This window comes from Ancylobacter sp. TW_SC_1 (assembly GCF_056836805.1).
The window spans coordinates 2,793,085-2,818,888 of sequence record NZ_CM166365.1; the positions used below are offsets into that span (position 1 = coordinate 2,793,085).

General features: G+C 66.0%; 24 protein-coding genes. All 24 read left to right on the plus strand.

Going from position 1 to position 25,804, the window contains the following annotated elements; translation table 11 throughout:
• Positions 1-7 precede the first annotated feature (7 nt).
• Positions 8-1,042: an NADH-quinone oxidoreductase subunit NuoH gene (nuoH, locus tag AC1PZ7_RS12905; RefSeq protein WP_482355623.1), complete on the plus strand. Its 1,035-nt coding sequence runs from the start codon at positions 8-10 to the stop codon at positions 1,040-1,042.
• 1 nt (position 1,043) lies between these two features.
• On the plus strand, positions 1,044-1,307 hold the full coding sequence (locus AC1PZ7_RS12910) for a hypothetical protein (protein WP_482355624.1): 264 nt from the start codon (positions 1,044-1,046) through the stop codon (positions 1,305-1,307).
• Positions 1,308-1,317: 10 nt separating this feature from the next.
• On the plus strand, positions 1,318-1,806 hold the full coding sequence (nuoI, locus tag AC1PZ7_RS12915; protein ID WP_482355625.1) for an NADH-quinone oxidoreductase subunit NuoI: 489 nt from the start codon (positions 1,318-1,320) through the stop codon (positions 1,804-1,806).
• 109 nt (positions 1,807-1,915) lie between these two features.
• Complete coding sequence (locus AC1PZ7_RS12920) at positions 1,916-2,521, plus strand: NADH-quinone oxidoreductase subunit J (RefSeq protein WP_482355626.1); 606 nt, start codon at positions 1,916-1,918, stop codon at positions 2,519-2,521.
• Positions 2,522-2,524: 3 nt separating this feature from the next.
• Entirely contained in the window at positions 2,525-2,833 is a 309-nt protein-coding gene (gene nuoK / locus AC1PZ7_RS12925; protein WP_482355627.1) for an NADH-quinone oxidoreductase subunit NuoK, read from the plus strand.
• A gap of 10 nt (positions 2,834-2,843) precedes the next feature.
• A complete protein-coding gene (gene nuoL, locus AC1PZ7_RS12930) occupies positions 2,844-4,775 on the plus strand; it encodes an NADH-quinone oxidoreductase subunit L (protein ID WP_482355628.1) in 1,932 nt (643 codons plus the stop codon).
• The gene (locus tag AC1PZ7_RS12935; protein WP_482355629.1) at positions 4,775-6,289 is read left to right on the plus strand and encodes an NADH-quinone oxidoreductase subunit M; all 1,515 of its coding nucleotides are present in this window, start codon (positions 4,775-4,777) and stop codon (positions 6,287-6,289) included. The genes nuoL and AC1PZ7_RS12935 overlap by 1 nt, the downstream gene beginning before the upstream one ends.
• Positions 6,290-6,320: 31 nt before the next feature.
• A complete protein-coding gene (nuoN, locus tag AC1PZ7_RS12940; protein WP_482355630.1) occupies positions 6,321-7,748 on the plus strand; it encodes an NADH-quinone oxidoreductase subunit NuoN in 1,428 nt (475 codons plus the stop codon).
• A gap of 2 nt (positions 7,749-7,750) precedes the next feature.
• The gene (locus AC1PZ7_RS12945) at positions 7,751-8,506 is read left to right on the plus strand and encodes a biotin--[acetyl-CoA-carboxylase] ligase (protein WP_482355631.1); all 756 of its coding nucleotides are present in this window, start codon (positions 7,751-7,753) and stop codon (positions 8,504-8,506) included.
• A 70-nt stretch (positions 8,507-8,576) separates the two neighbouring features.
• Positions 8,577-10,205 carry a ribonuclease J gene (locus tag AC1PZ7_RS12950; protein WP_482359639.1) on the plus strand — a complete coding sequence of 543 codons (1,629 nt, stop codon included), beginning with the start codon at positions 8,577-8,579 and terminating at the stop codon, positions 10,203-10,205.
• 127 nt (positions 10,206-10,332) lie between these two features.
• Positions 10,333-10,737, plus strand: a complete 405-nt coding sequence (mce, locus tag AC1PZ7_RS12955; RefSeq protein ID WP_482355632.1) for a methylmalonyl-CoA epimerase — start codon at positions 10,333-10,335, stop codon at positions 10,735-10,737.
• 9 nt (positions 10,738-10,746) lie between these two features.
• Positions 10,747-11,013 carry a DUF1467 family protein gene (locus AC1PZ7_RS12960; RefSeq protein ID WP_482355633.1) on the plus strand — a complete coding sequence of 89 codons (267 nt, stop codon included), beginning with the start codon at positions 10,747-10,749 and terminating at the stop codon, positions 11,011-11,013.
• A 470-nt stretch (positions 11,014-11,483) separates the two neighbouring features.
• Positions 11,484-12,806: a proline--tRNA ligase gene (proS, locus tag AC1PZ7_RS12965; RefSeq protein ID WP_482355634.1), complete on the plus strand. Its 1,323-nt coding sequence runs from the start codon at positions 11,484-11,486 to the stop codon at positions 12,804-12,806.
• 61 nt (positions 12,807-12,867) lie between these two features.
• Entirely contained in the window at positions 12,868-14,160 is a 1,293-nt protein-coding gene (locus tag AC1PZ7_RS12970; protein ID WP_482355635.1) for a lipoprotein-releasing ABC transporter permease subunit, read from the plus strand.
• 10 nt (positions 14,161-14,170) lie between these two features.
• Positions 14,171-14,866 (plus strand): ABC transporter ATP-binding protein, encoded by a 696-nt coding sequence (locus AC1PZ7_RS12975; protein ID WP_482355636.1) that lies wholly within the window; start codon positions 14,171-14,173, stop codon positions 14,864-14,866.
• Between the two features lie 158 nt (positions 14,867-15,024).
• Positions 15,025-15,486 carry a hypothetical protein gene (locus tag AC1PZ7_RS12980; RefSeq protein ID WP_482355637.1) on the plus strand — a complete coding sequence of 154 codons (462 nt, stop codon included), beginning with the start codon at positions 15,025-15,027 and terminating at the stop codon, positions 15,484-15,486.
• A 362-nt stretch (positions 15,487-15,848) separates the two neighbouring features.
• On the plus strand, positions 15,849-19,283 hold the full coding sequence (dnaE, locus tag AC1PZ7_RS12985) for a DNA polymerase III subunit alpha (protein ID WP_482355638.1): 3,435 nt from the start codon (positions 15,849-15,851) through the stop codon (positions 19,281-19,283).
• Positions 19,284-19,405: 122 nt separating this feature from the next.
• Complete coding sequence (locus AC1PZ7_RS12990; RefSeq protein WP_482355639.1) at positions 19,406-20,254, plus strand: sulfotransferase family protein; 849 nt, start codon at positions 19,406-19,408, stop codon at positions 20,252-20,254.
• 234 nt (positions 20,255-20,488) lie between these two features.
• Positions 20,489-21,487 carry a 30S ribosomal protein S2 gene (locus tag AC1PZ7_RS12995; protein ID WP_482355640.1) on the plus strand — a complete coding sequence of 333 codons (999 nt, stop codon included), beginning with the start codon at positions 20,489-20,491 and terminating at the stop codon, positions 21,485-21,487.
• A 123-nt stretch (positions 21,488-21,610) separates the two neighbouring features.
• Complete coding sequence (gene tsf / locus AC1PZ7_RS13000; protein WP_482355641.1) at positions 21,611-22,534, plus strand: translation elongation factor Ts; 924 nt, start codon at positions 21,611-21,613, stop codon at positions 22,532-22,534.
• A gap of 101 nt (positions 22,535-22,635) precedes the next feature.
• Positions 22,636-23,370, plus strand: a complete 735-nt coding sequence (gene pyrH, locus AC1PZ7_RS13005; RefSeq protein ID WP_482355642.1) for a UMP kinase — start codon at positions 22,636-22,638, stop codon at positions 23,368-23,370.
• Positions 23,371-23,487: 117 nt separating this feature from the next.
• The gene (gene frr / locus AC1PZ7_RS13010) at positions 23,488-24,051 is read left to right on the plus strand and encodes a ribosome recycling factor (protein WP_482359640.1); all 564 of its coding nucleotides are present in this window, start codon (positions 23,488-23,490) and stop codon (positions 24,049-24,051) included.
• Between the two features lie 47 nt (positions 24,052-24,098).
• Positions 24,099-24,863: an isoprenyl transferase gene (locus AC1PZ7_RS13015; protein ID WP_482355643.1), complete on the plus strand. Its 765-nt coding sequence runs from the start codon at positions 24,099-24,101 to the stop codon at positions 24,861-24,863.
• The gene (locus AC1PZ7_RS13020) at positions 24,814-25,689 is read left to right on the plus strand and encodes a phosphatidate cytidylyltransferase (protein ID WP_482359641.1); all 876 of its coding nucleotides are present in this window, start codon (positions 24,814-24,816) and stop codon (positions 25,687-25,689) included. Before AC1PZ7_RS13015 ends, AC1PZ7_RS13020 begins: the two co-directional genes overlap by 50 nt.
• Positions 25,690-25,804: the final 115 nt, after the last annotated feature.

The window sequence follows — 25,804 nt, forward strand, 5'->3', positions numbered from 1 at the left end:
GGAGAGCATGACCGAAACCAGCTGGTTCGATACCCTCATCCAGGTCGCCATCATCGTCGCCCAGAGCCTCGCGCTGCTGGTCGGGCTGCTGATCGTCGTCGCCTATGTGCTGCTGGCCGACCGCAAGATCTGGGCGGCGGTGCAGCTGCGCCGCGGCCCGAACGTGGTCGGGCCGTTCGGCCTGTTCCAGTCCTTCGCCGACCTGATCAAGTTCGTGCTGAAGGAGCCGGTGATTCCGGACGGCTCGAACAAGGGCGTGTTCCTGCTCGCCCCCTTCGTCACCTGCCTGCTGGCGCTGGCCGCCTGGGCGGTGGTGCCGATCGACGCCGGCTGGGTGGTGGCCGACATCAATGTCGGCGTGCTCTACATCTTCGCCATCTCGTCGCTCGGCGTGTATGGCACGATCATGGCCGGCTGGGCTTCGAATTCGAAGTATCCGTTCCTGTCGGCGCTGCGCGCGGTGGCGCAGATGGTGTCCTATGAGGTCTCCATCGGTTTCGTCATCGTCACCGTGCTGCTGTGCGCCGGTTCGCTGAACCTCTCGGCCATCGTCGAGGCGCAGAATACGTCTTACGGGCTGCTCGGCTGGTACTGGCTGCCGCTGTTCCCGATGTTCGTGATCTTCTTCATCTCGGCGCTGGCCGAGACGAACCGTCCGCCCTTCGATCTCGGCGAAGCCGAATCCGAGCTGGTGGCCGGCTTCATGGTGGAGTACGGCTCCACCCCGTACATGATGTTCATGCTCGGCGAGTATGTGGCGATCATGACCATGTGCGCGCTGACCACCATCCTGTTCATGGGCGGCTGGCTGCCGCCGGTGCCGGTGGCGCCGTTCACCTGGGTGCCGGGCGTCATCTGGTTCCTGCTCAAGGTTCTGCTCGTCTTCTTCATGTTCGCCATGGTGAAGGCGATGGTTCCTCGTTACCGCTACGACCAGCTCATGCGGCTCGGCTGGAAGGTGTTCCTGCCGATCTCGCTGGCGATGGTGGTGATCGTGGCGAGCGTTCTGCACTTCGGCGGCCTGGCGGGCGCGGGAGGTTGATATGGACGAGGGCACGCTCAATGCCCTGATGGAGGCCTCCGCGGTCGGTTGGATGGGGGCGCTGGCGGGTGCGGTGTTCGGCGCACTCGAATGGTTCATCCTGCCGGGGGTCCTGGAAACCTCGATCCGCGGCTCCAAGGAGGCCCGAAAGCTGAGCGCGGCTCAGCTTGAAGGCGTGATTTCGTGGTGGAAGACGGTCATCCGCGTCTTCGCCGTTTCGATGCCGCTGGTGGGCTTCGGCCTCGCCGCGGCCATGGCCGACTAAGGAGAGCGACATGAGATTGGATCTGGCCGCACGCCAGCTGCTGCTCACCGAGTTCGTCTCGGCGTTCTTCCTGTCTATGCGCTATTTCTTCAAGCCGAAGGCGACGCTGAACTATCCGTTCGAGAAGGGGCCGGTGAGCCCGCGCTTCCGTGGCGAGCACGCGCTGCGGCGCTACCCGAATGGCGAGGAGCGCTGCATCGCGTGCAAGCTGTGCGAGGCGATCTGCCCGGCGCAGGCCATCACCATCGAGGCCGGCCCGCGCCGCAATGACGGCACCCGCCGCACGACGCGTTACGACATCGACATGGTGAAGTGCATCTATTGCGGCTTCTGCCAGGAGGCCTGCCCGGTCGATGCCATCGTCGAGGGACCGAACTTCGAGTTCGCCACTGAGACGCGCGAGGAACTCTATTACGACAAGGCCAAGCTGCTCGCGAACGGCGACCGCTGGGAGCGCGAGATCGCGCGCAACATGGCGCTTGACGCGCCTTACCGTTGAGCGCGCGGGGGACTGGGGACGTGAAGACCGTAACGATACGAGCCGCAAAGGCTCTCCGCGCCGCGATCATCGCGACGACGTGCGCGGGGACGACTGGGGGGTGCCGGGCATGAGCCTCGCCGCGCTGTTCTTCTATCTCTTCGCCGGGGTCGCCGTGGCCTCGGCCTTCATGGTCATCGCGTCGCGGAACCCGGTTCACTCGGTGCTGTTCCTGATCCTGACCTTCGTGAACGCGTCGGGCCTGTTCATCCTGATCGGCGCCGAGTACATCGCGATGCTGCTCATCGTGGTCTATGTCGGCGCGGTCGCGGTGCTGTTCCTGTTCGTGGTGATGATGCTCGACGTCGATTTCGTCGAGCTGCGCCAGGGCTTCCTTCAGTACCTGCCGATCGGCGCGCTGGTCGGTCTCGTCTTTCTCGCCGAGCTGGTGCTGGTGGTCGGTACCTGGACCTTCGGCGAGGGTGTGACCGGGGCGGTCGCCTCCGCGGGTCCCGAAGTGTCGAACGCGGTGCAGATCGGCCGTGTGCTCTACACGGACTATGTCTACTTCTTCCAGGTGGCCGGCTTCATTCTGCTGGTCGCGATGATCGGTGCCATCGTGCTGACGCTTCGCCACAAGGAGAACGTCAAGCGCCAGAGCATCCCGGTCCAGAACGCGCGCACCAAGGCGATGGCGATCGACGTCGTCAAGGTGCCTTCCGGCAAGGGGCTCTGAGCCATGGCGATCGGCCTTTCGCACTATCTGACCGTTGCGGCCATCCTGTTCACGCTCGGCACGCTCGGCATCTTCCTCAACCGGAAGAACGTCATCGTCATCCTGATGTCGATCGAGCTCATCCTTCTCGCGGTGAACATCAACCTTGTTTCCTTCTCGGTCTTCCTCGGCAACATCGTCGGGCAGGTCTTCGCCCTGTTCGTGCTGACGGTCGCCGCCGCCGAGGCCGCCATCGGTCTCGCCATCCTCGTGGTGTTCTACCGCAATCGCGGGTCGATCGCCGTCGAGGACATCAACACCATGAAGGGCTGAGCGGGCATTCATGTACCAGGCGATTGTCTTCCTCCCCCTTGTCGGCTTCCTCATCGCCGGCCTGTTCGGCCGGCTGATCGGCGCGCGCGCGTCGGAACTGGTCACGACCGGGCTGCTCTTCATCTCCGCCTTCTTCGCGTGGATCGTCTTCTTCCAGACCGCCTTCGGCGGCCATGACGGGACGGTCGAGCTGTTCACCTGGATGGCGTCGGGCAAGCTCGACGTCAGCTGGGCGATCCGGGTCGACACGCTCACCGCGGTGATGCTGATCCTGGTCACCACCGTGTCGTCGCTCGTGCACCTCTATTCCATGGGGTACATGCACGAGGATCCGAGCCGGCCGCGCTTCTTCGCCTACCTGTCCCTGTTCACCTTCGCCATGCTGACGCTGGTGACGAGCGACAACCTCGTCCAGCTGTTCTTCGGCTGGGAAGGCGTGGGCCTCGCCTCCTACCTGCTGATCGGCTTCTGGTACGACAAGCCGTCGGCCTGCGCGGCGGCGATGAAGGCCTTCATCGTCAACCGCGTCGGCGATTTCGGCTTCGCGCTCGGCATCTTCGCCGTCTACATGATGACCGGCTCTGTCGCCTTCGAGCAGGTCTTCGCGGCGGCGCCCTCGCTGATGGACAAGAACATCCTGTTCCTCGGTCATGAGTGGCACGCGCCGACCATCATCTGCCTGCTGCTGTTCATCGGCGCCATGGGCAAGTCCGCCCAGCTCGGCCTGCACACCTGGCTGCCGGACGCGATGGAAGGCCCGACCCCGGTCTCGGCGCTCATCCATGCCGCCACCATGGTGACGGCCGGAGTGTTCATGGTGGCGCGGCTGTCGCCGCTGTTCGAGCTGTCGCAGACCGCGCTCAACGTCGTGTTGTTCGTCGGCGCCTCGACCGCCTTCTTCGCGGCGACGATCGGCTGCGTGCAGAACGACATCAAGCGCGTCATCGCCTATTCGACCTGCTCGCAGCTCGGCTACATGTTCGTCGGGCTCGGCACCGGCGCCTATTCGGTGGGCGTGTTCCACCTGCTGACGCACGGCTTCTTCAAGGCGCTGCTGTTCCTTGCCGCCGGTTCGGTCATCACCGCGATGCACCACGAGCAGGACATGCGCCACATGGGTGGCCTGTGGCGGAAGATTCCCTTCACCTACGCCACGATGATGATCGGCGGCCTGGCGCTGACGGGCTTCCCCTTCACCGCCGGCTATTTCTCCAAGGACGCGATCATCGAGACCGCCTTCGTCAGTCACAGCCCGTTCGCCACCTATGCCTGGGTGATGACGGTTGCGGCGGCGGCGCTCACCGCCTTCTACACCTGGCGGCAGATGTTCATGACCTTCCACGGCGAGACCCGTGCGGATCACCACACCTTCGACCACGCGCATGAATCGCCGCTGACCATGCTGATCCCGCTCGGCGTGCTCTCGCTCGGCGCGCTCTTCGCTGGCATGATCCTCTACCCCTACTTCGTCGGGCACGACGTGGATCACTTCTTCCGCGAGGCGATCTTCATGGGGCCGGAGAACAAGATCCTCGAGGAGATGCACCACATCCCCGGCTGGGCGAAGTGGGCTCCGACGGTGATGATGGCGCTCGGCTTCCTGTTCGCCTACTGGATGTACGTGGTCAACACGGCCGTGCCGAAGGCGCTCGCCAAGCAGAACGACGTGCTGTACCGCTTCCTGCTCAACAAGTGGTACTTCGACGAGATCTACGACTTCCTGTTCGTGCGTCCGACCATGTGGCTCGGCAACTTCCTGTGGAAGCAGGGTGACATCCGCGTCATCGACGGCTACGGGCCGAACGGCGTCTCCGCCCGCGTGATCGATGTCACCAACCGGGTGGTGCGGCTGCAGACCGGCTATCTCTACCACTATGCGTTCGTGATGCTGGTGGGCGTCGCGGCCCTCATCACCTGGTTCATGTTCGGGGGCGCGCACTGATGTACGACTGGCCCATCCTTTCCGTCGTCACCTTCCTGCCGCTCGTCGGCGCGCTGCTGATCGTCCTGATGATCCGCGGCGACGACGAGATCGCGCAGCGCAACGCCCGCTGGGTGGCGCTGTGGGCGACCCTCGTCACCTTCGTCATCTCGCTGCTGCTGCTGGTCGGCTTCGATCCGACAAGCCACGATTTCCAGTTCGTCGAGTACAAGGCCTGGCTCGGCGAGATCGCCGCCTATCGCATGGGCGTCGATGGCATTTCGCTGCCCTTCGTGCTGCTCACCACACTGCTGATGCCGATGTGCATCCTGGCGAGCTGGGAATCGGTCCATGTGCGCGTCAAGGAGTACATGATCTGCTTCCTGGTGCTCGAGACGCTGATGATCGGCACCTTCTCGGCGCTGGACCTGCTGCAGTTCTACTTCTTCTTCGAAGGCGGCCTGATCCCGATGTTCCTGATCATCGGCATCTGGGGCGGCAAGCGGCGCATCTACGCCACCTTCAAGTTCTTCCTCTACACGCTCGCCGGCTCGGTGCTGATGATGCTCGCCATCATGGCCATGTACTGGCAGGCCGGCACCACCGACATCACCGCGCTGCTGAGGTTCGATTTCCCCGAGGGCATGCAGCACTGGCTATGGCTGGCCTTCTTCGCCTCCTTCGCGGTGAAGATGCCGATGTGGCCGGTGCACACCTGGCTGCCGGACGCCCATGTCGAGGCGCCGACGGCCGGTTCGGTCATCCTGGCCGGCATCATGCTGAAGATGGGTGGCTATGGCCTGCTTCGCTTCAGCCTGCCCATGTTCCCGGACGCGTCGGCGTATTTCGCGCCCTTCGTCTTCACGCTCTCGGTGATCGCGATCATCTACACCTCGCTGGTCGCCCTGATGCAGGAGGACATGAAGAAGCTGATCGCCTACTCCTCGGTCGCCCACATGGGCTACGTGACGATGGGCATCTTCACCCTGACCCAGGAAGGCATCCAGGGCGCGGTGTTCCAGATGGTGAGCCACGGCTTCGTGTCGGGCGCGCTCTTCCTCTGCGTCGGCGTCGTCTATGACCGGATGCATACCCGCGAGATCGCGGCCTATGGCGGTATCGTCCAGCGCATGCCGATCTACGCCACGGTGTTCATGGTGTTCACCATGGCCAATGTCGGCCTGCCGGGCACGTCGGGCTTCATCGGCGAATTCCTGACCCTGCTCGCCACTTTCGGGCGAAACAGCTGGGTCGCCTTCTTCGCCACCACCGGCGTCATCCTCTCGGCGGCCTATGCGCTGTGGCTGTATCGCCGGGTGGTCTTCGGCGCTCTTGAGAAGGACAGTCTGAAGGGGCTGCTCGACCTCAACGGGCGCGAGATGGCCTCGCTCATTCCGCTGCTGTTCTTCACCATCCTTTTCGGTGTCTGGCCCCAGCCGATCCTCGATGCCTGCAATATCGCGGTGAGCACGATCGTCGCCCGCGCCGATGTCGCCGCCGGCGCCATCAAGGCCGCTGCGCTGGTGCTGCCTTGATCCGACACCTGACCATCGCGGAGCCCAATCGATGACCCTCACCCTCGCCGCGCTCGGCCCCGCGCTGCCCGAATTGCTGTTGGCCGCCGCCGCCATCGCGCTCCTCCTGTTCGGCGCGTTCGTCGGCCCGAAGTCGACCGATACCGTGAACGGCCTGGCGCTCGCCGCCCTGTTCGCGGCGCTGGTTCTGGTCATTCTCGGCCCGACCAATGCGACGTTGTTCAACGGCGCCTTCCAGATCGACGAGTATGGCCGCTTCCTGAAGGTGCTGGCGCTGCTGGGCGCCGGCTGCGCTCTCGCCATGTCGGTCGACTGGCTGAAGGTCGAGAAGCAGAGCCGCTTCGAATACGCCATCCTGGTGCTGCTTTCGACGCTCGGCATGATGATGCTGATCTCGGCCGGTGACCTGATCGCGCTCTATATGGGCCTCGAGCTCATGAGCCTCTCGCTCTACGTGATGGCGGCCAACAACCGCGACTCGGTGCGCTCCACGGAAGCCGGCCTGAAGTACTTCGTGCTCGGCGCGCTCTCCTCGGGCATGTTCCTGTACGGCGCGTCGCTGATCTACGGCTTCACCGGCTCGGTGAGCTTCGCGCAGATCGCGGCGGCGGCACGCGAGCCTTCGCTCGGGCTGATCTTCGGCATCGTGTTCACCTTCGCCGGCCTGTGCTTCAAGATCTCGGCCGTGCCGTTCCACATGTGGACGCCGGACGTCTATGAAGGTTCGCCGGCGCCGGTCACCGCCTTCTTCGCGGCGGCGCCGAAGGTCGCCGCGATGGCGGTCTTCGTGCGCTTCGCCATGGAGGCGCTGCCGAACGTCGTGCACCAGTGGCAGCAGATCATCGTCTTCGTATCGATCGCCTCCATGGCGCTCGGCTCGTTCGCGGCGATCGGCCAGCGCAACCTCAAGCGCCTCATGGCCTATTCCTCGATCGGTCATATGGGCTTCGCGCTGGTCGGCCTTGCCGCCGGCACCGAGCAGGGCGTGCAGGGCGTGCTGATCTACATGACCATCTACATGGCCATGACGCTCGGCACCTTCGCCTGCATCCTGTCGATGCGCCGCAAGGACGGCGTGGTGGAGAATTACGAGGACCTCGCCGGTCTCGCCCGCACCAGCCCGGTCAAGGCGTTCATGATGGCCGTGCTGATGTTCTCGCTGGCCGGCATTCCGCCGCTCGCCGGGTTCCTGGCAAAGTACTACGTCTTCCTCGCCGCCATCGAGGCCGGGCTCTATGCGCTCGCCGTGATCGGCGTGCTCACCAGCGTGGTCGGCGCGTATTACTACCTGCGCATCGTCAAGGTGATGTATTTCGACGAGCCGGCGCCGGCCTTCGAGCCGATGCCGTCCGAGCTGAGGGCGGTGCTGGCCGTCTCCGGCCTGTTCACCCTGCTGTTCTTCGTCTATCCGGCACCGCTGCTGGCGGCCGCGGGTGCGGCGGCGCGGGCGCTATTCTGAGAATGGCGCCTACGCCGGGCGCGACGCCGGTCGTTCGCTTCGATACGGTCGGCTCGACCAACGCCGAAGCTCTGTCCCAAGCCGGCGGAGCCGCGCCGCGCTGGTTCGTCGCCGATCGGCAGACGGGCGGGCGTGGCCGGCGTGGCCGGCCCTGGACGTCCGAGCCGGGCAATCTCTACGCCTCGCTGCTGCTGGTGGACGCCGGTCCGCCGGCGCGCCAGCCGCAGCTCTGCTTCGTTGCGGCGCTGGCGCTGCATGACGCCGTGCGGGCCGTTACCGGCATCGATCCCCTGCGCATCGATCTCAAATGGCCGAACGACGTCATGATTGATGGCGCCAAGCTGGCCGGCATCCTGCTGGAGGGGGCGGTCCTGCCGGGCGGGCGCATCGCCACGGTGATAGGCTTCGGCGTCAACTGCGCCCATCATCCGTCCGACACGCCCTACGCATCGACCGATCTCTCTGCCGCCGGCTATCCGACCGATCCGCCGGGAATGCTCGCCGCGCTCGACACGGCGATGCGCGAACGGCTTGCCGAGTGGGCCGGCGGGGAGGGGTTCGCGCGCAGCCGCGAGGCCTGGATCCTGCGCGCCAGGGGAATCGGCAAAGCCGTGACAGTTCGCCTCGGCGATCGGCAGGTCGATGGGATATTCGAGGCACTCGACTTTTCGGGTGCTATGATTCTGCGCCGCCCCGACGGCGTGCGCGAGACGATCAGCGCCGGCGACGTGTTTCCGTCGTCCGTAGCGCCAGTTTGAAAGGGATAACGTGAGCAAGTGGCCGGACGAGCTGGTCTTCGCCCCCCTCGGAGGGGTCGGCGAGATCGGCATGAATCTTGGGCTCTACGGTTTTGGCCCGCGCAACCGGCGCAAATGGCTCGCTGTCGATCTCGGCATTTCCTTCGCGCCGCCGGAAGTGCCCGGTATCGACATCATCATGCCGGACGTAGCCTTTCTCGAAGATGAGGCGGAGGCCGGCAATCTGGTCGGCCTGGCGATCACGCATGGCCATGAGGATCATATCGGCGCGCTGGTCGATCTCTGGCCGCGCCTGGGCTGCACGGTCTACACCACGCCCTTCACCCACGCGCTCGCCGAGGTGCGACGGCTGGGCGAGCCTGGCGCCCCGAAGATCCCGTTCCACGTCGTGCCGACGGGCGGCCGGACGAAGATCGGTCCGTTCGACGTCGAGTTCGTTCCCGTCGCCCATTCCATTCCCGACAGCCACGCGCTTGCCATCCGCACGCCGCTCGGCCTCGTCGTGCACACCGGCGACTGGAAGATCGACCCGACGCCGGTCGTCGGCAACGTCACCGATCCGGTGCGCTTCTCGGCGCTCGGCGACGAGGGCGTGCGCGCCGTGGTGTGCGATTCCACCAATGCGATCCGCGACGGCATCTCACCCTCCGAAGTCGATGTGCAGGGCGTGTTGACCGAGCTGATCGCGGCGGCGCCGCATCGCGTCGCGGTGACGACCTTCGCGTCCAATGTCGCCCGTGTCCGCTCCATCGCCGAGGCGGCGATGAAGACGGGCAGGGAAGTGGTTCTCGTCGGCCGCGCCATGGAGCGCGTGGTCTCGGTGGCACGCGAGCAGCACATGCTCGACGGGTTGCCGCCCTTCCGTCCCGCGGACGCCTACGGATTCCTGCCGCGCGACAAGGTGGTGGCGATCCTCACCGGCAGCCAGGGCGAGCCGCGCGCGGCGCTGGCGCGCATCGCCGACGACGATCATCCGGAGATCGCCCTGTCGCCCGGCGATCAGGTGATCTTCTCGTCCCGCACCATTCCCGGCAATGAGCGGCCGGTGAACCGCATCATCAACGCCCTCGTGCTGCAGGGCGTGAAGGTCATCACCGACCGGGACGGGCTGGTGCACGTCTCCGGGCACCCGCGCCGGGGCGAGCTGGAGCAGATGTATCGGTGGCTGCGCCCGCAGGTGGCGGTGCCCGTGCATGGCGAGCCGCTGCATCTGTCCGAGCATGCCGATCTCGCCCGCCGGATGGGTGCGCGCGAGGTGATCCGGCTGGTCGATGGCGACGTGGTCCGGCTCATCAGCGCCGATCCTTCGCTGGGCGCCGAGGTGATCGAAGAAATCCCCTCCGGCCGCCTCTACAAGGACGGTCACGTGCTGATCGGTTCGGACGATCCGGCGATTGCCGAGCGCCGGCGGCTGTCCTTCGCCGGCCTCGTGTCGATCGCCGTCGCCATGTCGGCCAAGGGTGAGGTGGTCGGCGATCCGATGATCGACCTGTCCGGTCTACCGCGCCACGGCAGTGGCGGCACGCCGCTCGACGAGGTGGTGGAGGAGGCGGTGCTCGGGTGCCTCGAGGGCCTGCCGAAGGCGCGCCGCCGGGATCCCGACGCGGTCGCCGAGTCGGTCACGCGCGCGGTGCGCGGGCAGGTGAACGCGGCCTGGGGCAAGAAGCCGCTCTGCCATGTGCTGGTGATCACGGTATGAAGTCCCGCACGGGAGCCGCCTTCCGCGAAAGTCGAATGCCTTTTGCGGAAAGAACGTGCTCCAAGTGGCGGTATCGGAACCCCGTCGGTGCGCCCGACGGGGCTGGTTCCCCGGGGAGCGTGCTTCGATGATCGGTCGTCTCAACCATGTCGCCATCGCCGTGCCGGATCTCGACGCGGCCGTCGCGACCTATCGCGACGTTCTCGGCGGCGAGCTTTCCGAGGTGGTGCCGCAGCCCGAGCATGGCGTGAACACCGTCTTCGTCGCGCTGCCCAACACCAAGGTCGAACTGCTCGGCGCGCTGGGCGAGAATTCGCCGATCGCCAAATTCCTCGACCGCAATCCGGACGGCGGCATCCACCATGTCTGCTACGAGGTGGACGACATTCGCGCCGCGCGCGACCATCTCCTCGCGGCCGGCGCGCGCGTGCTGGGCTCCGGCGAGCCGCGCATCGGTGCGCATGGCAAACCGGTGCTGTTCCTGCATCCGAAGGATTTTTTCGGTACTTTGATCGAACTCGAGCAGGCCTGACGCATCGCCATGGGCATCGGAACCTACATCGCCATCTATTTCATCGTCTGGTGGACGGTGATCTTCGCCATCCTGCCGTTCGGAGTGCGCTCGCAGCACGAGGACGGCGTCGTCGAGGATGGCACCGAGCCGGGTGCCCCGCGGCGCCCGCTGCTGCTGCGCAAGGCGCTGACGACCACTGTCATCGCCGCGGTCATCGTCGGATTGTTTGCCTGGTCGGTGGAGACTGGCCGTCTCACGCTCGACATGTTCCCGATGCCGATCAAATTGTACTGAGGTGCGACGTTGGAGTGCCGTGGCGCTTCTGCGCCGTGGCACGACGGCCGGCGCCGGATGGACCGGGAATTACGCCATGAAGACAAAAAAAGAGGCGGGACCCGAGGTCCCGCCTTCCTTGTTTGGCCGCCCGCACCTGATTCTGCGCCGTTTCGGCATCTGTCAGGGGGCTTTCTTAGCCGTTATTCCTCCCGAGACCTGGACCGATCATCACGCTTCAAAGAGCGATCAGCGGACCTCTTTCTAGAGGCCGGCACCATAGAGCAGAAAATGCGGCCTTGTCATCCTTGCGTCGCAATAGATCGATGGTGCAATGCAATAGAAATGAGCGCGTGCGGCCAGCATCGCCTGAACTTCAGGCAGTCGGACGCGGGTGCGGTGAGCAAGGGCTTGTCTTTTCCCGACCGATCCGGTTTCACTCCGCCATCATTGCCGCGCCGCCGCTCCGGCCGAATCGTGAGTTTCCGCATATGCGCCTATCCCGCTACTTCCTTCCCATCCTCCGCGAAGTCCCGAAGGAAGCGGAAATCGTCTCGCACCGGCTGATGCTGCGGGCCGGCATGATCCGGCAGGAGGGCGCGGGCATCTATGCCTGGCTGCCGCTCGGCAAGCGCGTTCTGGACAAGATCTGCAACGTCATCCGCGAGGAGCAGAACCGCTCCGGCGCCATCGAGATCATGATGCCGACCATCCAGTCGGCCGACCTCTGGCGCGAGAGCGGGCGCTATGACGACTACGGCAAGGAAATGCTGCGCATCAAGGATCGGCACGAGCGCGAGATGCTGTTCGGGCCGACCAATGAGGAGATGCTGACCGAGATCGTCCGCGCCTATGTGAAGTCCTACAAGGACCTGCCGCTGAACCTCTACCATATCCAGTGGAAGTTCCGCGACGAGGTGCGCCCGCGCTTCGGCGTCATGCGCTCGCGCGAATTCCTGATGAAGGACGCCTATTCGATCGACCTCGACTTCGAGAATGCGGTGATCGCCTATAACCGGATGTTCGTCGCTTATCTCAGGACCTTCGCCCGGCTGGGGCTGAAGGCGATCCCGATGGTGGCGGATACGGGCCCGATCGGCGGCAATCACAGCCACGAGTTCATCATCCTCGCCTCCACCGGCGAGAGCCAGGTGTTCTGCCATTCCGACTATCTCGAGATGGAAACGCCCGGCAGCGACGTCGACTTCCAGGATCCGGCCGCGCTGCAAGACATCGTGAACCGCTGGACCAGCCTTTATGCGGCCACGGAAGAGAAGCATGAAGAGACGGCGTTCGCGGCGATTCCGGATGACCAGCGTCTGTCCGCGCGCGGCATCGAGGTCGGTCACATCTTCTATTTCGGCATCAAATATTCCGAGCCGATGAACGCCAAGGTCGCCGGGCCCGACGGTGTCGAGCGTCCCGTGCACATGGGCTCCTACGGCATCGGCCCGTCGCGTCTCGTCGCCGCCATCATCGAGGCGTCGCATGACGAGAACGGCATCATCTGGCCCGAAGAGATCGCGCCGTTCAATGTCGGCCTGCTGAACCTGAAGCCGGGCGACGCGGCGACGGATGCGGCGTGCGACACGATCTACGCGGAACTGGTGTCGCGCAAGATCGACGTGCTGTACGACGACACGGACGAGCGGCCCGGCTCGAAGTTCGCCACGGCCGATCTGATCGGCCTGCCGTGGCAGATCATCGTCGGACCGAAGGGGCTGGCGAACGGCATGGTCGAGCTGAAGCGGCGGGCGGACGGCTCTCGCGAGACGCTGCCGATCGCGGCGGCGTTGGCACGGGTCATCGGTTGAATTTCAAGACGGCGGGGCGCACGGCGGAGCGGGAATGGCGGCACGGAGCGAAGCGCGTCGGATGAAGGCAGCGCAGGCGCATCCGGTCGAGGAGCCGACCGGCTCCCGGCCGTTCAGCGCCTTCGAGTGGATGCTCTCGCTGCGCTATCTGCGCGCCCGTCGCAAGGAAGGCTTCATCTCGGTTATCGCCGGGTTCTCCTTCCTCGGCATCATGCTCGGCGTGGCCACGCTGATCATCGTCATGGCGGTGATGAACGGCTTCCGCACGGAGCTCCTGTCGAAGATCCTCGGCCTCAACGGCCACATGCTGGTGCAGCCGATAGACGGGCCGCTGACCGACTATGACGCGGTGGCCAAGCGGATCGCCGGCGTGCCGGGCGTGAAGCTTGCCGTTCCGCTGGTGGAAGGGCAGGCGCTGGCGTCCTCGGCCTTCAATGCCGGCGGCGTGCTGGTGCGGGGTCTCTCGGAAGCAAGCCTGCGCGCGCTGCCCGCCATCGGTTCCAATATCCGCCAGGGAACGCTCGACGGTTTCGACGAGGGCTCCGGCGTCGCCATCGGCAAGCGCCTCGCCGAGCAGCTCTCGCTGCAGGCCGGCGACAACCTCACCCTCGTCGCCCCGCGCGGCGCCGTCACGCCGATGGGAACGACACCGCGCATCAAGGTCTACAAGATCGCCGCGGTGTTCGAGATCGGCATGTCGGAATATGACAGCGCCTTCGTCTTCATGCCGCTGGCGGAATCCCAAGCCTATTTCAACAAGGATGGCGACGTTACCGCTATCGAGGTCTATGTCGATCATCCGGACGATGTGGAGAGGTATCGCTCCGCCGTGCAGGCGGCAGCCGAGCGGCCGATCTACATCGTCGACTGGCGGCAGCGAAACGCGACCTTCTTCAACGCGCTGCAGGTCGAGCGGAACGTTATGTTCCTGATCCTCACGCTGATCGTGGTGGTCGCCGCCTTCAACATCGTCTCCGGACTCAACATGCTGGTGAAGGACAAGGGGCGCGACATCGGCATACTGCGCACCATGGGGGCGACACGCGGGGCGATCATGCGCGTCTTCCTCGTCACCGGCGCCGCCATCGGCGTGGTCGGCACGCTTGCGGGCTTCCTGCTCGGCCTGCTGGTCTGCCTCAATGTCGAGGAAATCCGCCAGTTCATCTCCTGGCTGACCGCGACCGAGCTGTTCTCGCCGGAGCTCTACTATCTCAGCCGCCTGCCGGCGGAGATGAACGCCGGCGAGACCGCGACGGTCGTGCTCATGGCCCTCGTCCTGTCCCTTCTCGCTCCGCTCTACCCCTCGTGGCGTGCCGCGCGCCTCGATCCGGTGGAAGCGCTGCGCTACGAATAGGAGACCGGCCGTGTCCCTTGCTTCGCCGCAGGCCGTGCTCAGGCTGGAGGCCATCGAACGCCGCTACGTGCAGGGCGAGGGCACGCTCGACATCCTGAGCGGGGCGAACTTCGTCGTCATGGAAGGGCAATCGGTGGCGCTGGTGGCGCCGTCCGGCACCGGTAAGTCGACCCTGCTGCACATTGCTGGCCTGCTCGAGCATCAGGACGCCGGCGAGGTCTATATCGGCGGCAAGGCGACCGCCGGCCTGCCGGATGCGGAACGCACCCGCATCCGCCGCGTCGACGTCGGCTTCGTCTACCAGTTCCATCACCTGCTGCCGGAATTCTCCGCGCAGGAAAATGTCATGCTGCCGCAGATGATCCGCGGCCTGTCACGCCGCGAGGCGGCTGCGCGGGCGAAGGAGCTGCTCGGCTATCTCGGCCTCGGCAAGCGGTTGGAGCATCGTCCCGGCGAACTCTCCGGCGGCGAGCAGCAGCGCGTGGCGATCGCCCGCGCCGTAGCAAATGCGCCGCGTGTTCTGCTGGCCGACGAGCCGACCGGCAATCTCGATCCGCATACGGCCGACCATGTCTTCCATGCGCTCTCCCAACTCGTGGAGGCGACCGGACTGGCGGCGGTGATCGCCACCCACAATCTCCAGCTTGCCGATCGGATGCACCGGCGCGTCACCCTTCGCGAAGGCCAGGTCGTCGAACTCGACTGAGGCCGGAATCGTCCGTCGCGCGGGGATGGTGGAATCGCCCGTGCCCGGCTGGCTGGATGACGCCAGGTTCGGCTGGGCGGGCCGCCCGTTGGCTCACCAGCGACGGTGGCGCCGTGCTATTGTGCCGAACCGCTCCTGCGGACTTCCGAGACACCGCGATGCTGGATCACATCCTTGAACTCGACCACCTGACGCTCATCGCGGGCGCTGTCGCGGTGGCGGCCGCGCTGATCATCCTGCTGCGCTGGACGGGACAGCGTGTGGTGATGCCCCAGGCGCGTCTGGCGCTGGCTGGTGACGGATCGTTCGAATACGAGGTGGCCGGGACCGAGGCGCATCAGCCGGCGTTGACCCGCATCGCCGGACGCTCGCCGTCCGAGCTCGGCGAGGAGTGCGTCGCCGAACTCGTGTCGGTCATCACGAGTGGCGGCGAACTCACGGCGATCGAGGTCCATCTGGAAGGAGCGCATGTCGGCGAGGTCGCGGCGCGCGACACGGCGCGTTTTCATGCGGCGATGAGAGGGGCCCGCGTGCGTTGCGACGCGATGGTGATCGGCGGTGGCCGATCGGATGGGCTCCACGTCAAGCTCGACATCGTCTGGCCGCCACACCTGACCTAGCAATCGCGCCGCGCGGCCCTCCCGACGCCACCTGCCGCCGAACCTCGGCTCGGGAGGTCGTTCGGCGAGGCAGGCCGTTTTCGATTCGTCAACCATGAAGTGGAACGAAAGAAGAACATGGGTTGATTGTGGGGATAACGAGGGTAATGTTCTTCATATGTTCCATGGAGGTCGACATGATCCGCATCCTCATTCAGGAAGTTGCCGCCCTGGCGTCCATCGGGTTGTTCGTTGCCATGATCGGCATCTGGGCCAGCGTCATCACCGGCGTCTGAGGACAGCGGGGAGGACGTCCGTCTCCGGCTGGACGCATGTGTGCCGGGCGCCCACCATGAACTCTTCTGAGTCGCGGGAGGTGAGAGATGGCGCACGCTGACGTCGGGTTCGTACATCTGCATGTCCATTCCTCCTTCTCGCTGCTCGAAGGGGCGCTGAGCATCGGCAAGCTTGCCGATCTCGCCAAGAAGGACCGCCAGCCCGCCATCGCCCTGACCGATACGGGCAATCTGTTCGGCGCGCTGGAATTCTCCGAGAAGATGGCGGGCTCCGGCATCCAGCCGATTCTCGGCTGTTCCATAGCCGTCGACTTTCCCGGGCCGGCCCCGCGAGGACCGGCCAGTGCGGAGCGCCCGCGCATCGCCCTGCTCGCCGCCAACGAGGAGGGCTGGCAGAACCTGATGGAGCTGGTGTCGCGCTCCTATCTCGACACGGCTTCCGATGGCGCGCCACACATAAAGGTCGACTGGCTGGAGGGCTTCACCGGTGGATTGATCGCGCTCACCGGCGGCCCCGGTGGACCGATCGACCGCGCGCTGGTGGCCGGCAGCAACGACCATGCCGAGCAGCGGCTCATGACGCTGCACGCCCTGTTCGGCGACCGGCTCTATGTCGAGATCCAGCGTCATGGCGTCGCCGAGGAGCGGCGCATCGAGCCGGCGCTAATCGAGCTCGCCTACCGGCTCGAACTGCCGTTGGTGGCGACGAACGAGCCCTTCTTCGCCACGCAGGAGGACTATGAGGCGCATGACGCGCTGATCTGCATCGCCGAGGGCCGCTTGGTAGCGGATGGCGAACGCCGCCAGCTTACCCCGGAGCACCGTTTCCGCACCCGGGCAGAGATGGCGGCGCTGTTCGCCGATCTGCCGGAGGCGCTCGCCAACACGGTCGAGATCGCCCGGCGCTGTGCCTATCGACCTCGCACCGTCAAGCCGATCCTGCCGCGCTTCACGCTCGACCGAGACGAGGCGGAGGAACTGCGGCTGCAGGCAGAGGAGGGGCTGCGCGGGCGGCTCGCCATCCATGGCCCAGCCGCCGAGCTGACCGTGAAGGACTACGAGGATCGCCTCGCCTTCGAACTTTCCATCATCGAGAAGATGAAGTTTCCCGGCTACTTCCTCATCGTGTCGGACTTTATCAAATGGGCGAAGGCTCAAGGAATTCCCGTCGGACCTGGGCGCGGCTCGGGCGCAGGCTCGCTGGTCGCCTATTCGCTGACCATCACGGACCTCGATCCGCTGCGTTTCGGCCTGCTGTTCGAGCGCTTCCTCAATCCCGAGCGCGTGTCGATGCCGGACTTCGACATCGATTTCTGCCAGGAACGCCGGGACGAGGTGATCCGCTACGTGCAGCAGCGCTACGGGCGCGATCAGGTGGCGCAGATCATCACCTTCGGTACGCTGCAGGCGCGCGGCGTGCTGCGCGATGTCGGTCGCGTGCTGGAGATGCCCTACGGCCAGGTCGACAAGCTGTGCAAGCTGGTGCCGCAGAACCCTGCCAATCCGGTGACGCTCAAGCAGGCGATCAGCGACGAACCGCGCCTTCAGGGTGAGAGCGACGCAAATCCGGTGGTGAAGCGCGCCTTCGATATCGCCACCAAGCTCGAAGGGCTCAACCGCCACGCGTCCACCCACGCCGCCGGCATCGTGATCGGTGACCGGCCGCTGGCCAAGCTCGTACCGCTCTACCGCGATCCGCGCTCGGACATGCCCGTCACCCAGTACAACATGAAGTGGGTCGAGCAGGCCGGGCTGGTGAAGTTCGACTTCCTCGGCCTCAAGACGCTGACCGTGCTGCAGACGGCCGTCCGGCTGGTGGCTCAGCTCGGCATCACGCTCGATCTGTCGACCATTCCGCTCGATGACGCGAAATCCTACGCCATGCTGACGCGCGGCGAGACGGTCGGCGTGTTCCAGGTGGAAAGCGCGGGCATGCGCCGCGCCCTCGTCGACATGAAGCCGGACCGGTTGGAGGACATCATCGCGCTGGTCGCGCTCTACCGGCCGGGCCCGATGGCCAACATCCCGGTCTATTGCGCCGTCAAGAACGGGCAGGAACAAGCCGCCTACGCCCATCCCGCGCTGGAGGGCAGCCTGAAGGAAACCTACGGCGTCATCATCTACCAAGAACAGGTGATGCAGATCGCGCAGACGCTCTCGGGCTATTCGCTCGGCGAAGCCGACCTGCTGCGCCGCGCCATGGGCAAGAAGATCCGTGCCGAGATGGACAAGCAGCGCGAGCGCTTTGTCGACGGCGCCGTGGAGCGCGGCGTGCCGAAGGCGAAGGCCTCGGAAATCTTCGACCTGCTGGCCAAGTTCGCCGACTACGGCTTCAACAAGAGCCATGCGGCGGCCTACGCGCTCGTCGCCTACCAGACCGCCTATATGAAGGCGAACTTCGCCACCGAGTTCATCGCGGCCTCGATGACGCTCGACATGGGCAACACCGACAAGCTGGCGGAATTCCGCCAAGAGGCGCAGCGGCTGGGCATCGAGGTCATGGCGCCCTCGGTCAACTATTCCGGTCGTGAATTCGCGGTGAAGGACGGGCGAATTCTCTACGCGCTCGCGGCCATCAAGGGCGTGGGCGTCCATGCGGTGGACGCCGTCGTCGAGGCGCGCGGCGACCGGCCCTTCGCCAGCCTTTCCGACTTCGCCTCGCGCATCAACGCCAAGGCGCTGAACAAGCGGACGATGGAAAGCCTGGTCAATGCCGGTGCGTTCGATGCGCTGGAGCCGAACCGTGCGCGTGCGGCGGCAGCCATCGATTCCATTCTCGCCCATGCGGCCTCCGTCGGGGCGGAGGCGGCCTCGGGGCAGGGCAACATGTTCGGCGGCCCGGCGCAGGCAACGACGTTGCCGATTCCCAACGCGGCGCCGTGGCTGGCGGCGGAAAAGCTGCAGCGCGAATACGACGCCATCGGCTTCTTCCTTACCGGCCATCCGCTCGACGATTACGGCAAGGCTCTGGATCGGCTGAGGGTTCAGCGCTGGACCGACTTCACCCGCTCGGTGCGCGCCGGCTCCATCGCCGGGCGCCTTGCCGCCACCGTCGTGAGCCGTCAGGAGCGCCGCACCAAGACCGGCAACAAGATGGGCATCGTCGGTCTGTCCGATCCATCCGGCCAGTTCGAGGCGGTGCTGTTCTCGGAGGCGCTGGCGCAGTTTCGCGAACTGCTGGAGCCCGGCACGGCGCTGCTGCTGCAGGTCTCCGCCGAACTGCAGGGCGAGGATGTGCGCGCGCGCATCCAGTCGGCCGAGCCGCTGGACCAGGCGGCCTCCAAGATGCAGAAGGGCATGCGCGTCTTCCTGCGCTCGCCCGAGCCGCTGGACAGCGTGGCGACACGACTTGGTTCGCTCGGTGGCGGGCGAGGGGACGGCGAAGTATCGCTCGTCCTGCTGCTCGGCCAACGGGGTGACACCGAGGTGGAGGTGAAGCTACCCGGCCGCTACAGCCTCTCGCCGCAGATCGCCGGCGCACTCAAGGCCGTGCCAGGCGTCGAGATGGTCGAGATGGCGTAGGCGGTCGGGCGTTTTCATGCGATCGGATGTCGGCTTGGGGAGGTTCGATCCGCGCCCTTGCATTTCCGGGGAAACTAAGTGAATTGGCGCTCGACAAATGAAGCTGGCGGAGTGTCGGGCGAATGGCGAGCGATGATTGTCCGAAGGACAAGGGGCGGCGTGCCATTCTCGTGCTCGGCATGCACCGGAGCGGCACATCGGCCCTGACCCGGACGATCAACTTGCTCGGTGCCGAGACGCCGCAGACCCTGCTGGGCGCCAGCGCCGGAAACCAGCGCGGCCATTGGGAATCCGAACCGATCGTCCGCCTCAACGACGAGATACTCCAGGCCTGCGGGCATGTGTGGTTCTCGCGCGGGCGGATGAAGATGTCGCCTTTGCAGGTGGTGCGGGAGCAGGGCTTGTGGCCGCGCCTGCGCGAGACCATCGAGAGCGAGTTCGGCGGTGCCTCGACGGTGGTTCTGAAGGATCCACGGATCAGCCGGCTGGTCCCGCTTTACCGGGACGCGCTCACGGAGGCGGGTTACGGCGTCGTCGCGGTGCTGACGGTGCGCAATCCGCTGGAGGTCGCGCAGTCGCTCGCGGCGCGCGACAAGCTGGAGCTGAACAGGGCGCTCGGCATCTGGCTGCGCTATACGCTGGATGCGGAGCGCGACACGCGCGGCATGGTGCGCTCGCTGGTCTCCTATGAGGATCTTCTGGGCGACTGGCGAGGAACGACCGCACGGATGAAGCGCCAGCTCGGTGGTCGCTGGTTCGAGGTCACGCCGGGCATCGAGGCGGAGATCGACGATTTCCTGTCGCCAACGCTGCGCCATCATGCACTCAAGCTTCCCTCGATCGGCTTCGGGCGCGCGGCGGCCGCCGGGCGGCTCTATCGCGATCTGGTGCGGCGGCTCTCGCACAGGCCGACGGCGGCGCCAGGCCTCGTGGCGACCGGGCTCGCCGAGCTGAGCCTCTCGATGAAATAGGATTCTCCGGGCGGCGGCGTTCGCGTCCGCCTGCGGTTCCCGGTTCCACCTGAGGGCCGGGCTTGCCTCGAAGGGCGCGCTCCCGTATAAGCCGCGCCATTCCGCACGCGGACTCGCGATCGGGCGCCTGTTGTCGTGACTTCGCGGCGGGTGACCCACAATCGCTCCGGTGCCGTACGCCGAATTCCTCGGCACGGCCATGTCCGCGGAGGCCCAACCGGACGAGAGACGACAATGGCGCTCCCTGACTACACCATGCGCCAGCTCCTGGAAGCTGGCGTGCACTTCGGGCATCAGTCCCACCGCTGGAACCCGAAGATGGCCCCGTTCATCTTCGGCACCCGCAACAACATCCACATCCTCGACCTGGCCCAGACCGTGCCGGCGCTGCACCGCGCGCTTCAGGCCGTGTCCGACACCGTGGCCCGTGGCGGCCGCGTGCTGTTCGTCGGCACCAAGCGTCAGGCGGCGGATGCCGTGGCCGATGCGGCCAAGCGTTCGGCCCAGTACTACGTCAACTCCCGCTGGCTCGGCGGCATGCTGACCAACTGGAAGACCATTTCCCACTCCATCGCCCGTCTGAAGAAGCTCGAAGAGCTGCTCAACGCCGGCGAGGGCGTCGGCTACACCAAGAAGGAGCGCCTGACGCTCCAGCGCGAGAAGGAAAAGCTCGATCGCGCCCTGGGTGGCATTCGTGACATGGGCGGCATCCCGGACCTCCTGTTCGTGATCGACACGAACAAGGAAGACCTCGCCGTCGCCGAGGCGCGCCGTCTCGGCATTCCGGTCGCGGCCATCCTCGATACCAATTGCGACCCGGACGGCATTGCCTTCCCGGTTCCCGGCAATGACGACGCCGGCCGCGCCATCAACCTCTATTGCGACCTCGTGGCCCGCGCCGCGATCGACGGCATCGGCCGCGCCCAGGGCGACCTCGGCATCGACATCGGCGCCGCCGATGCGCCGCTGGTCGAGGAACTGCCGGCGGAGACCGTCTGGACCAGCCTCGAGCCGCTCTCGGGCCCGCGCGGCATCGCCGACGATCTGAAGAAGCTGACCGGCGTTTCGCCCGCCATCGAGAAGAAGCTGACCGACCTCGGCATCTTCCATTTCGCGCAGATCGCCGGCTTGAATGCCGACGACGCGCACCGCCTCGGCGAGGAAGTGGGCCTGCCGGGCCGCGTCGACGGCTGGGTCGCTCAGGCCAAGGAGCTGACCGCCGAGGTCGAGTGACCGCGGCGCCAGCTTCGCGACGGCGTCACACGCGGACGCCAAGCATTGTATCGCACGGCCGGCCCGGATTCGCTCCGGCCGGCCGTGTCGTCGATTGACATAGAGATCGTTGAGGAACCGAACATGGCCAACATCACCGCGGGCATGGTGAAGGAGCTGCGCGACAAGACCGGCGCGGGCATGATGGACTGCAAGGCGGCGCTGAACGAAGTCGACGGCGACATCGAGGCCGCCATCGACTGGCTGCGCAAGAAGGGTCTTGCCAAGGCTGCCAAGAAGGCCGGCCGCGTCGCCGCCGAGGGACTGATCGGCCTCGCCGTCGAAAACGGCAAGGGCGTCGTCGTCGAGGTGAACTCCGAGACCGACTTCGTCGCGCGCAACGAGCAGTTCCAGCAACTGGTGCGCGGCATCGCGACCGTTGCGCTGACCGCCGGCGCCGACGTCGAGGCGATCAAGGCTTCCGATTTCCCGGCTGGCGGCAAGGTCGAGGAGGCCATCTCCACGGCGATCGCCACCATCGGCGAGAACATGACGCTGCGCCGTGCGGCTTCGCTCGAGGTCTTTCCGGGCGTTGTCGGCTCCTACATCCACGGCTCGGTCGGCGAGGGTCTCGGCAAGATCGGTGTTCTGGTGGCGCTCGAATCCGCCGGCAAGCAGGATGAGCTCGCAGCCCTCGGCCGCCAGATCGCCATGCATGTCGCCGCCGCCAACCCGCAGGCGCTCGACGCCGCCGGCATCGATTCGGACACCATTGCCCGCGAGCGCGGCGTGCTGGTCGAGAAGGCCAAGGCCTCCGGCAAGCCGGACAATGTCGTCGAGAAGATCGTCGAGAGCGGCCTGAAGACCTTCTACAAGGAGGTCACGCTCATTGAGCAGGCGTTCATCCACGATCCGTCCAAGACCGTTGCCCAGGCGGTCAAGGAGAGCGAGGGCAAGGTCGGCGCGCCGATCAAGATCGTAGCTTTCGTCCGCTTTGGACTCGGCGAGGGCGTCGAGAAGCAGGAAAGCGACTTCGCCGCCGAAGTCGCCGCAGCGGCGGGCGTCTGACCCCGTTCTTGCGTTGATAAGTCACGCCGGGCCGCCCAAGGGTTGCCCGGCGTGTTTTACTGGTGCGCCTTTCGCGAATCGCGCCAAGCCAGAGGTGCCTCATGTCGAACCCGCCGGACCGGAACGAAGTCGCTTACGGGCGCGTGCTGGTGAAGGTTTCCGGCGAGGCGCTCATGGGTAATGAGGCCTTTGGCCTGCACTGGCCGACCATCGAGCGCATCGCGCAGGATCTCGTGGAGGCCAAGTCGACCGGCGCCGAGATCGCTGTTGTTGTGGGCGGCGGCAACATCCTGCGCGGGGCGAGCGTCGCCGGGCAGGGGCTCGACCGGGCGACCGCCGACCATATGGGCATGCTCGCCACCGTGATGAACGCGCTGGCGCTGGAAAAGGCGGTCGAGCAGGCCGGCGTGCCCGCTCGCACGCTCTCCGCCATCCCGATGCCGACCATCTGCGAGCCTTATGCGCGCCAGACCGCCTCGCGCCACTTGTCGCGCGGGCGCGTGGTGCTGCTGGCGGGCGGCACCGGAAACCCCTACTTCACCACCGATACGGGCGCCGTCCTGCGCGCCGCCGAGCTGGATTGCGACGCGGTGATGAAGGCGACCAATGTCGACGGCGTCTATACCGCCGATCCCAAGCTCGATCCGTCGGCGCGGCGCTATGATCGCCTCACGCATGACGAGGCGCTGGCGAAGGATCTGAAGGTAATGGACGCCGCCGCCTTTGCCCTCGCACGCGAGGCGAAGCTGCCGATCATCGTCTTTTCCATCCGCGAGCCCGGCGCCATCGCGGCCGCCATTCGCGGCGAGGGACGCGCGACGACGGTGGCTCCGTAGCGCCTTCTACGGTGTTCGGTATCGTGTAACGCTTGCCACCTGCGCCGTTAGGTTGGATATAGCCGCCAACCCGCCGCTGTCGGCCTCGCGCCGGACTCCTGTTGAATGAGGTTCGTGATGAGCACTGGTCCGATTGAAATCAATGATCTGAAGCGCCGCATGCAGGGCGCCATTTCCGTCCTCAAGACGGAGCTTTCGGGCCTGCGCACCGGACGGGCCTCGGCGAGCCTGCTCGAGCCGATTCAGGTGGATGCCTATGGCAGCCACATGCCGCTCAACCAGGTCGCGTCGGTGAACGTCCCCGAGCCGCGCCTGCTCTCCGTGCAGGTGTGGGACCGGGGCATGGTCGCGGCGGTCGAGAAGGCGATCCGCGACTCCAATCTTGGCCTCAACCCGCAGACCGAAGGGCAGGTGCTGCGCGTGCGCATCCCCGAACTGACGCAGGATCGCCGCCAGGAGCTGGTCAAGGTCGCCCATAAATATGCTGAGGCGGCTCGGGTTTCCGTGCGCCATGTGCGCCGTGATGGACTCGATTCGCTCAAAAAGGCGGAGAAGGATGGGGAGATGAGTTCCGACGATCTGGATCGCCTCGCCGATCAGGTGCAGAAGGCCACCGACCAGTCCATCACGGAAATCGATCAGGTGCTGTCCACCAAGGAAAAGGAAATCCTGGCGGTCTAGCTGACGGGTGCCGAAAGGGGGGCTCCGTGAATATTGCGAGGCGCGGCATGGCGTCAGGTGCCGCTATCGAGACGAAAGCGCGGGAGGCGACGCTGTCCCTTCCGGCGCCGCGGCACGTCGCGATCATCATGGACGGCAATGGTCGCTGGGCGAAGAGCCACGGCCTGCCTCGCTTCGAAGGGCACCGGCGCGGCGCTGAGGCGGTTCGGCGGATCGTCGCCGACGCGCAGGAACTCGGGATCGAGGCGCTGACGCTCTACAGCTTCTCCAGCGAGAACTGGTCGCGCCCCGAGCAGGAGATCGGCGAGCTGATGGGGCTGCTCAAGCGCTTCATCCGCTCCGACCTGAAGGAACTCCACGCCAAGAATGTACGCCTGAAGATCATCGGCGAGGGTCATCCGACCGACGCCGAGGTGCAGTCGCTGCTCGACGAGGCCGAGACGCTCACCCGCGCCAATACCGGCGTCCGGCTCACCGTGGCGTTCAACTACGGCGCCCGCAACGAGATTGCACGGGCCGCGCAGCAGCTGGCGCGGCAGGTTGCCGCCGGACTTCTGCGGCCCGAGGACATCACGCCGGAACGATTCTCCGAGGCGCTCGACACGGCCGAGCTGCCGCCGCTCGATCTGCTGATCCGCACCAGCGGCGAACAGAGGCTGTCCAACTTCCTGCTCTGGCAGGCGGCTTATGCCGAACTGGTCTTCCTGCCCGTCTTCTGGCCGGATTTCGACCGGACGTGGCTGGAGCGCGCGCTCGCCGAATATGGGAGGCGGGAGCGCCGTTTCGGCGGCGTCGACGCGAGCGGAAGCTGAGCCGTTGCGGATTGGGGCGGATTTCCTGCCGCGGCTGCGGTCGGCGCTGATCCTGGCGCCGATCGTGCTGCTGGCTGCACGGTTCGGCGGCTGGCCTTTCGGCGTGCTCGTCGCGGCCGCCGCACTGACCATCGTGTGGGAATGGCTCCGCATGGTCGAGGCGAAGCCGCAATCGGCGCTGCTGATCGTCGGTGCTGCGGCGCTCCTCGGCGCGATGTCGATGCTTTCCATCCGTCCTCCCCCGGTCGCCATGGCCATCGTGGTTCTGGGTGCCATCGCCTCGGCGCTCGTCGCCCGCTCGAACCCCGTGCGGCGCAGCTGGGCGCCGTTCGGCGTTGTCTATGCGGGCGCTTTGGCGATCCCGACACTGGTCCTGCGCGAAGACGCCACGCTTGGACTCGTCAGCCTGATTTGGCTTCTCGCCGTCGTCTGGACCACCGACATCGCCGCCTATTTCTGCGGCCGGCTTATCGGTGGACCCAAGCTCTGGCCTCGTATCAGCCCCAACAAGACCTGGTCCGGAGCGCTCGGCGGCACTTTGTTCGGTATGCTCGCAGGCATGGCGACGCTGTACATCGCGGGCGTTCATTCCACGCTGCTGGCGGCGCCGGTCGCGCTGCTGGCCAGCGTCGCGAGCCAGGGCGGCGACCTGTTCGAATCGGCGATGAAGCGGCGCTTCGGCGTGAAGGATTCGAGCCGTCTCATCCCCGGGCATGGCGGGGTGATGGACCGGCTCGACGGCTTCATCGCGGCTGCCGCACTGGCGCTGCTGATCGGCCTTCTGCGCGATCCGGGCGCACCCGCTCAGGGCCTCCTGCTGTGGTGAGACCGGAAGTGCCCGTCGCCGCGCTGCGACCGAATCGCCCGCCGTCGTCGATCTTGCGCATTGGCCGAGCTTTTGCCCAAGTTCGCCTTAAAGCCCACCTATGGAACATGGGTCG

What these genes read in the sequence shown, in the direction of transcription:
- nuoH (WP_482355623.1), top strand. Translation starts at nt 8, where the DNA reads ATGACCGAAACCAGCTGGTTCGATACCCTCATCCAGGTCGCCATCATC.
- AC1PZ7_RS12910 (WP_482355624.1), top strand. Translation starts at nt 1,044, where the DNA reads ATGGACGAGGGCACGCTCAATGCCCTGATGGAGGCCTCCGCGGTCGGT.
- nuoI (WP_482355625.1), top strand. Translation starts at nt 1,318, where the DNA reads ATGAGATTGGATCTGGCCGCACGCCAGCTGCTGCTCACCGAGTTCGTC.
- AC1PZ7_RS12920 (WP_482355626.1), top strand. Translation starts at nt 1,916, where the DNA reads ATGAGCCTCGCCGCGCTGTTCTTCTATCTCTTCGCCGGGGTCGCCGTG.
- nuoK (WP_482355627.1), top strand. Translation starts at nt 2,525, where the DNA reads ATGGCGATCGGCCTTTCGCACTATCTGACCGTTGCGGCCATCCTGTTC.
- nuoL (WP_482355628.1), top strand. Translation starts at nt 2,844, where the DNA reads ATGTACCAGGCGATTGTCTTCCTCCCCCTTGTCGGCTTCCTCATCGCC.
- AC1PZ7_RS12935 (WP_482355629.1), top strand. Translation starts at nt 4,775, where the DNA reads ATGTACGACTGGCCCATCCTTTCCGTCGTCACCTTCCTGCCGCTCGTC.
- nuoN (WP_482355630.1), top strand. Translation starts at nt 6,321, where the DNA reads ATGACCCTCACCCTCGCCGCGCTCGGCCCCGCGCTGCCCGAATTGCTG.
- AC1PZ7_RS12945 (WP_482355631.1), top strand. Translation starts at nt 7,751, where the DNA reads ATGGCGCCTACGCCGGGCGCGACGCCGGTCGTTCGCTTCGATACGGTC.
- AC1PZ7_RS12950 (WP_482359639.1), top strand. Translation starts at nt 8,577, where the DNA reads ATGAATCTTGGGCTCTACGGTTTTGGCCCGCGCAACCGGCGCAAATGG.
- mce (WP_482355632.1), top strand. Translation starts at nt 10,333, where the DNA reads ATGATCGGTCGTCTCAACCATGTCGCCATCGCCGTGCCGGATCTCGAC.
- AC1PZ7_RS12960 (WP_482355633.1), top strand. Translation starts at nt 10,747, where the DNA reads ATGGGCATCGGAACCTACATCGCCATCTATTTCATCGTCTGGTGGACG.
- proS (WP_482355634.1), top strand. Translation starts at nt 11,484, where the DNA reads ATGCGCCTATCCCGCTACTTCCTTCCCATCCTCCGCGAAGTCCCGAAG.
- AC1PZ7_RS12970 (WP_482355635.1), top strand. Translation starts at nt 12,868, where the DNA reads ATGAAGGCAGCGCAGGCGCATCCGGTCGAGGAGCCGACCGGCTCCCGG.
- AC1PZ7_RS12980 (WP_482355637.1), top strand. Translation starts at nt 15,025, where the DNA reads ATGCTGGATCACATCCTTGAACTCGACCACCTGACGCTCATCGCGGGC.
- dnaE (WP_482355638.1), top strand. Translation starts at nt 15,849, where the DNA reads ATGGCGCACGCTGACGTCGGGTTCGTACATCTGCATGTCCATTCCTCC.
- AC1PZ7_RS12990 (WP_482355639.1), top strand. Translation starts at nt 19,406, where the DNA reads ATGGCGAGCGATGATTGTCCGAAGGACAAGGGGCGGCGTGCCATTCTC.
- AC1PZ7_RS12995 (WP_482355640.1), top strand. Translation starts at nt 20,489, where the DNA reads ATGGCGCTCCCTGACTACACCATGCGCCAGCTCCTGGAAGCTGGCGTG.
- tsf (WP_482355641.1), top strand. Translation starts at nt 21,611, where the DNA reads ATGGCCAACATCACCGCGGGCATGGTGAAGGAGCTGCGCGACAAGACC.
- pyrH (WP_482355642.1), top strand. Translation starts at nt 22,636, where the DNA reads ATGTCGAACCCGCCGGACCGGAACGAAGTCGCTTACGGGCGCGTGCTG.
- frr (WP_482359640.1), top strand. Translation starts at nt 23,488, where the DNA reads ATGAGCACTGGTCCGATTGAAATCAATGATCTGAAGCGCCGCATGCAG.
- AC1PZ7_RS13015 (WP_482355643.1), top strand. Translation starts at nt 24,099, where the DNA reads ATGGCGTCAGGTGCCGCTATCGAGACGAAAGCGCGGGAGGCGACGCTG.
- AC1PZ7_RS13020 (WP_482359641.1), top strand. Translation starts at nt 24,814, where the DNA reads ATGGGAGGCGGGAGCGCCGTTTCGGCGGCGTCGACGCGAGCGGAAGCT.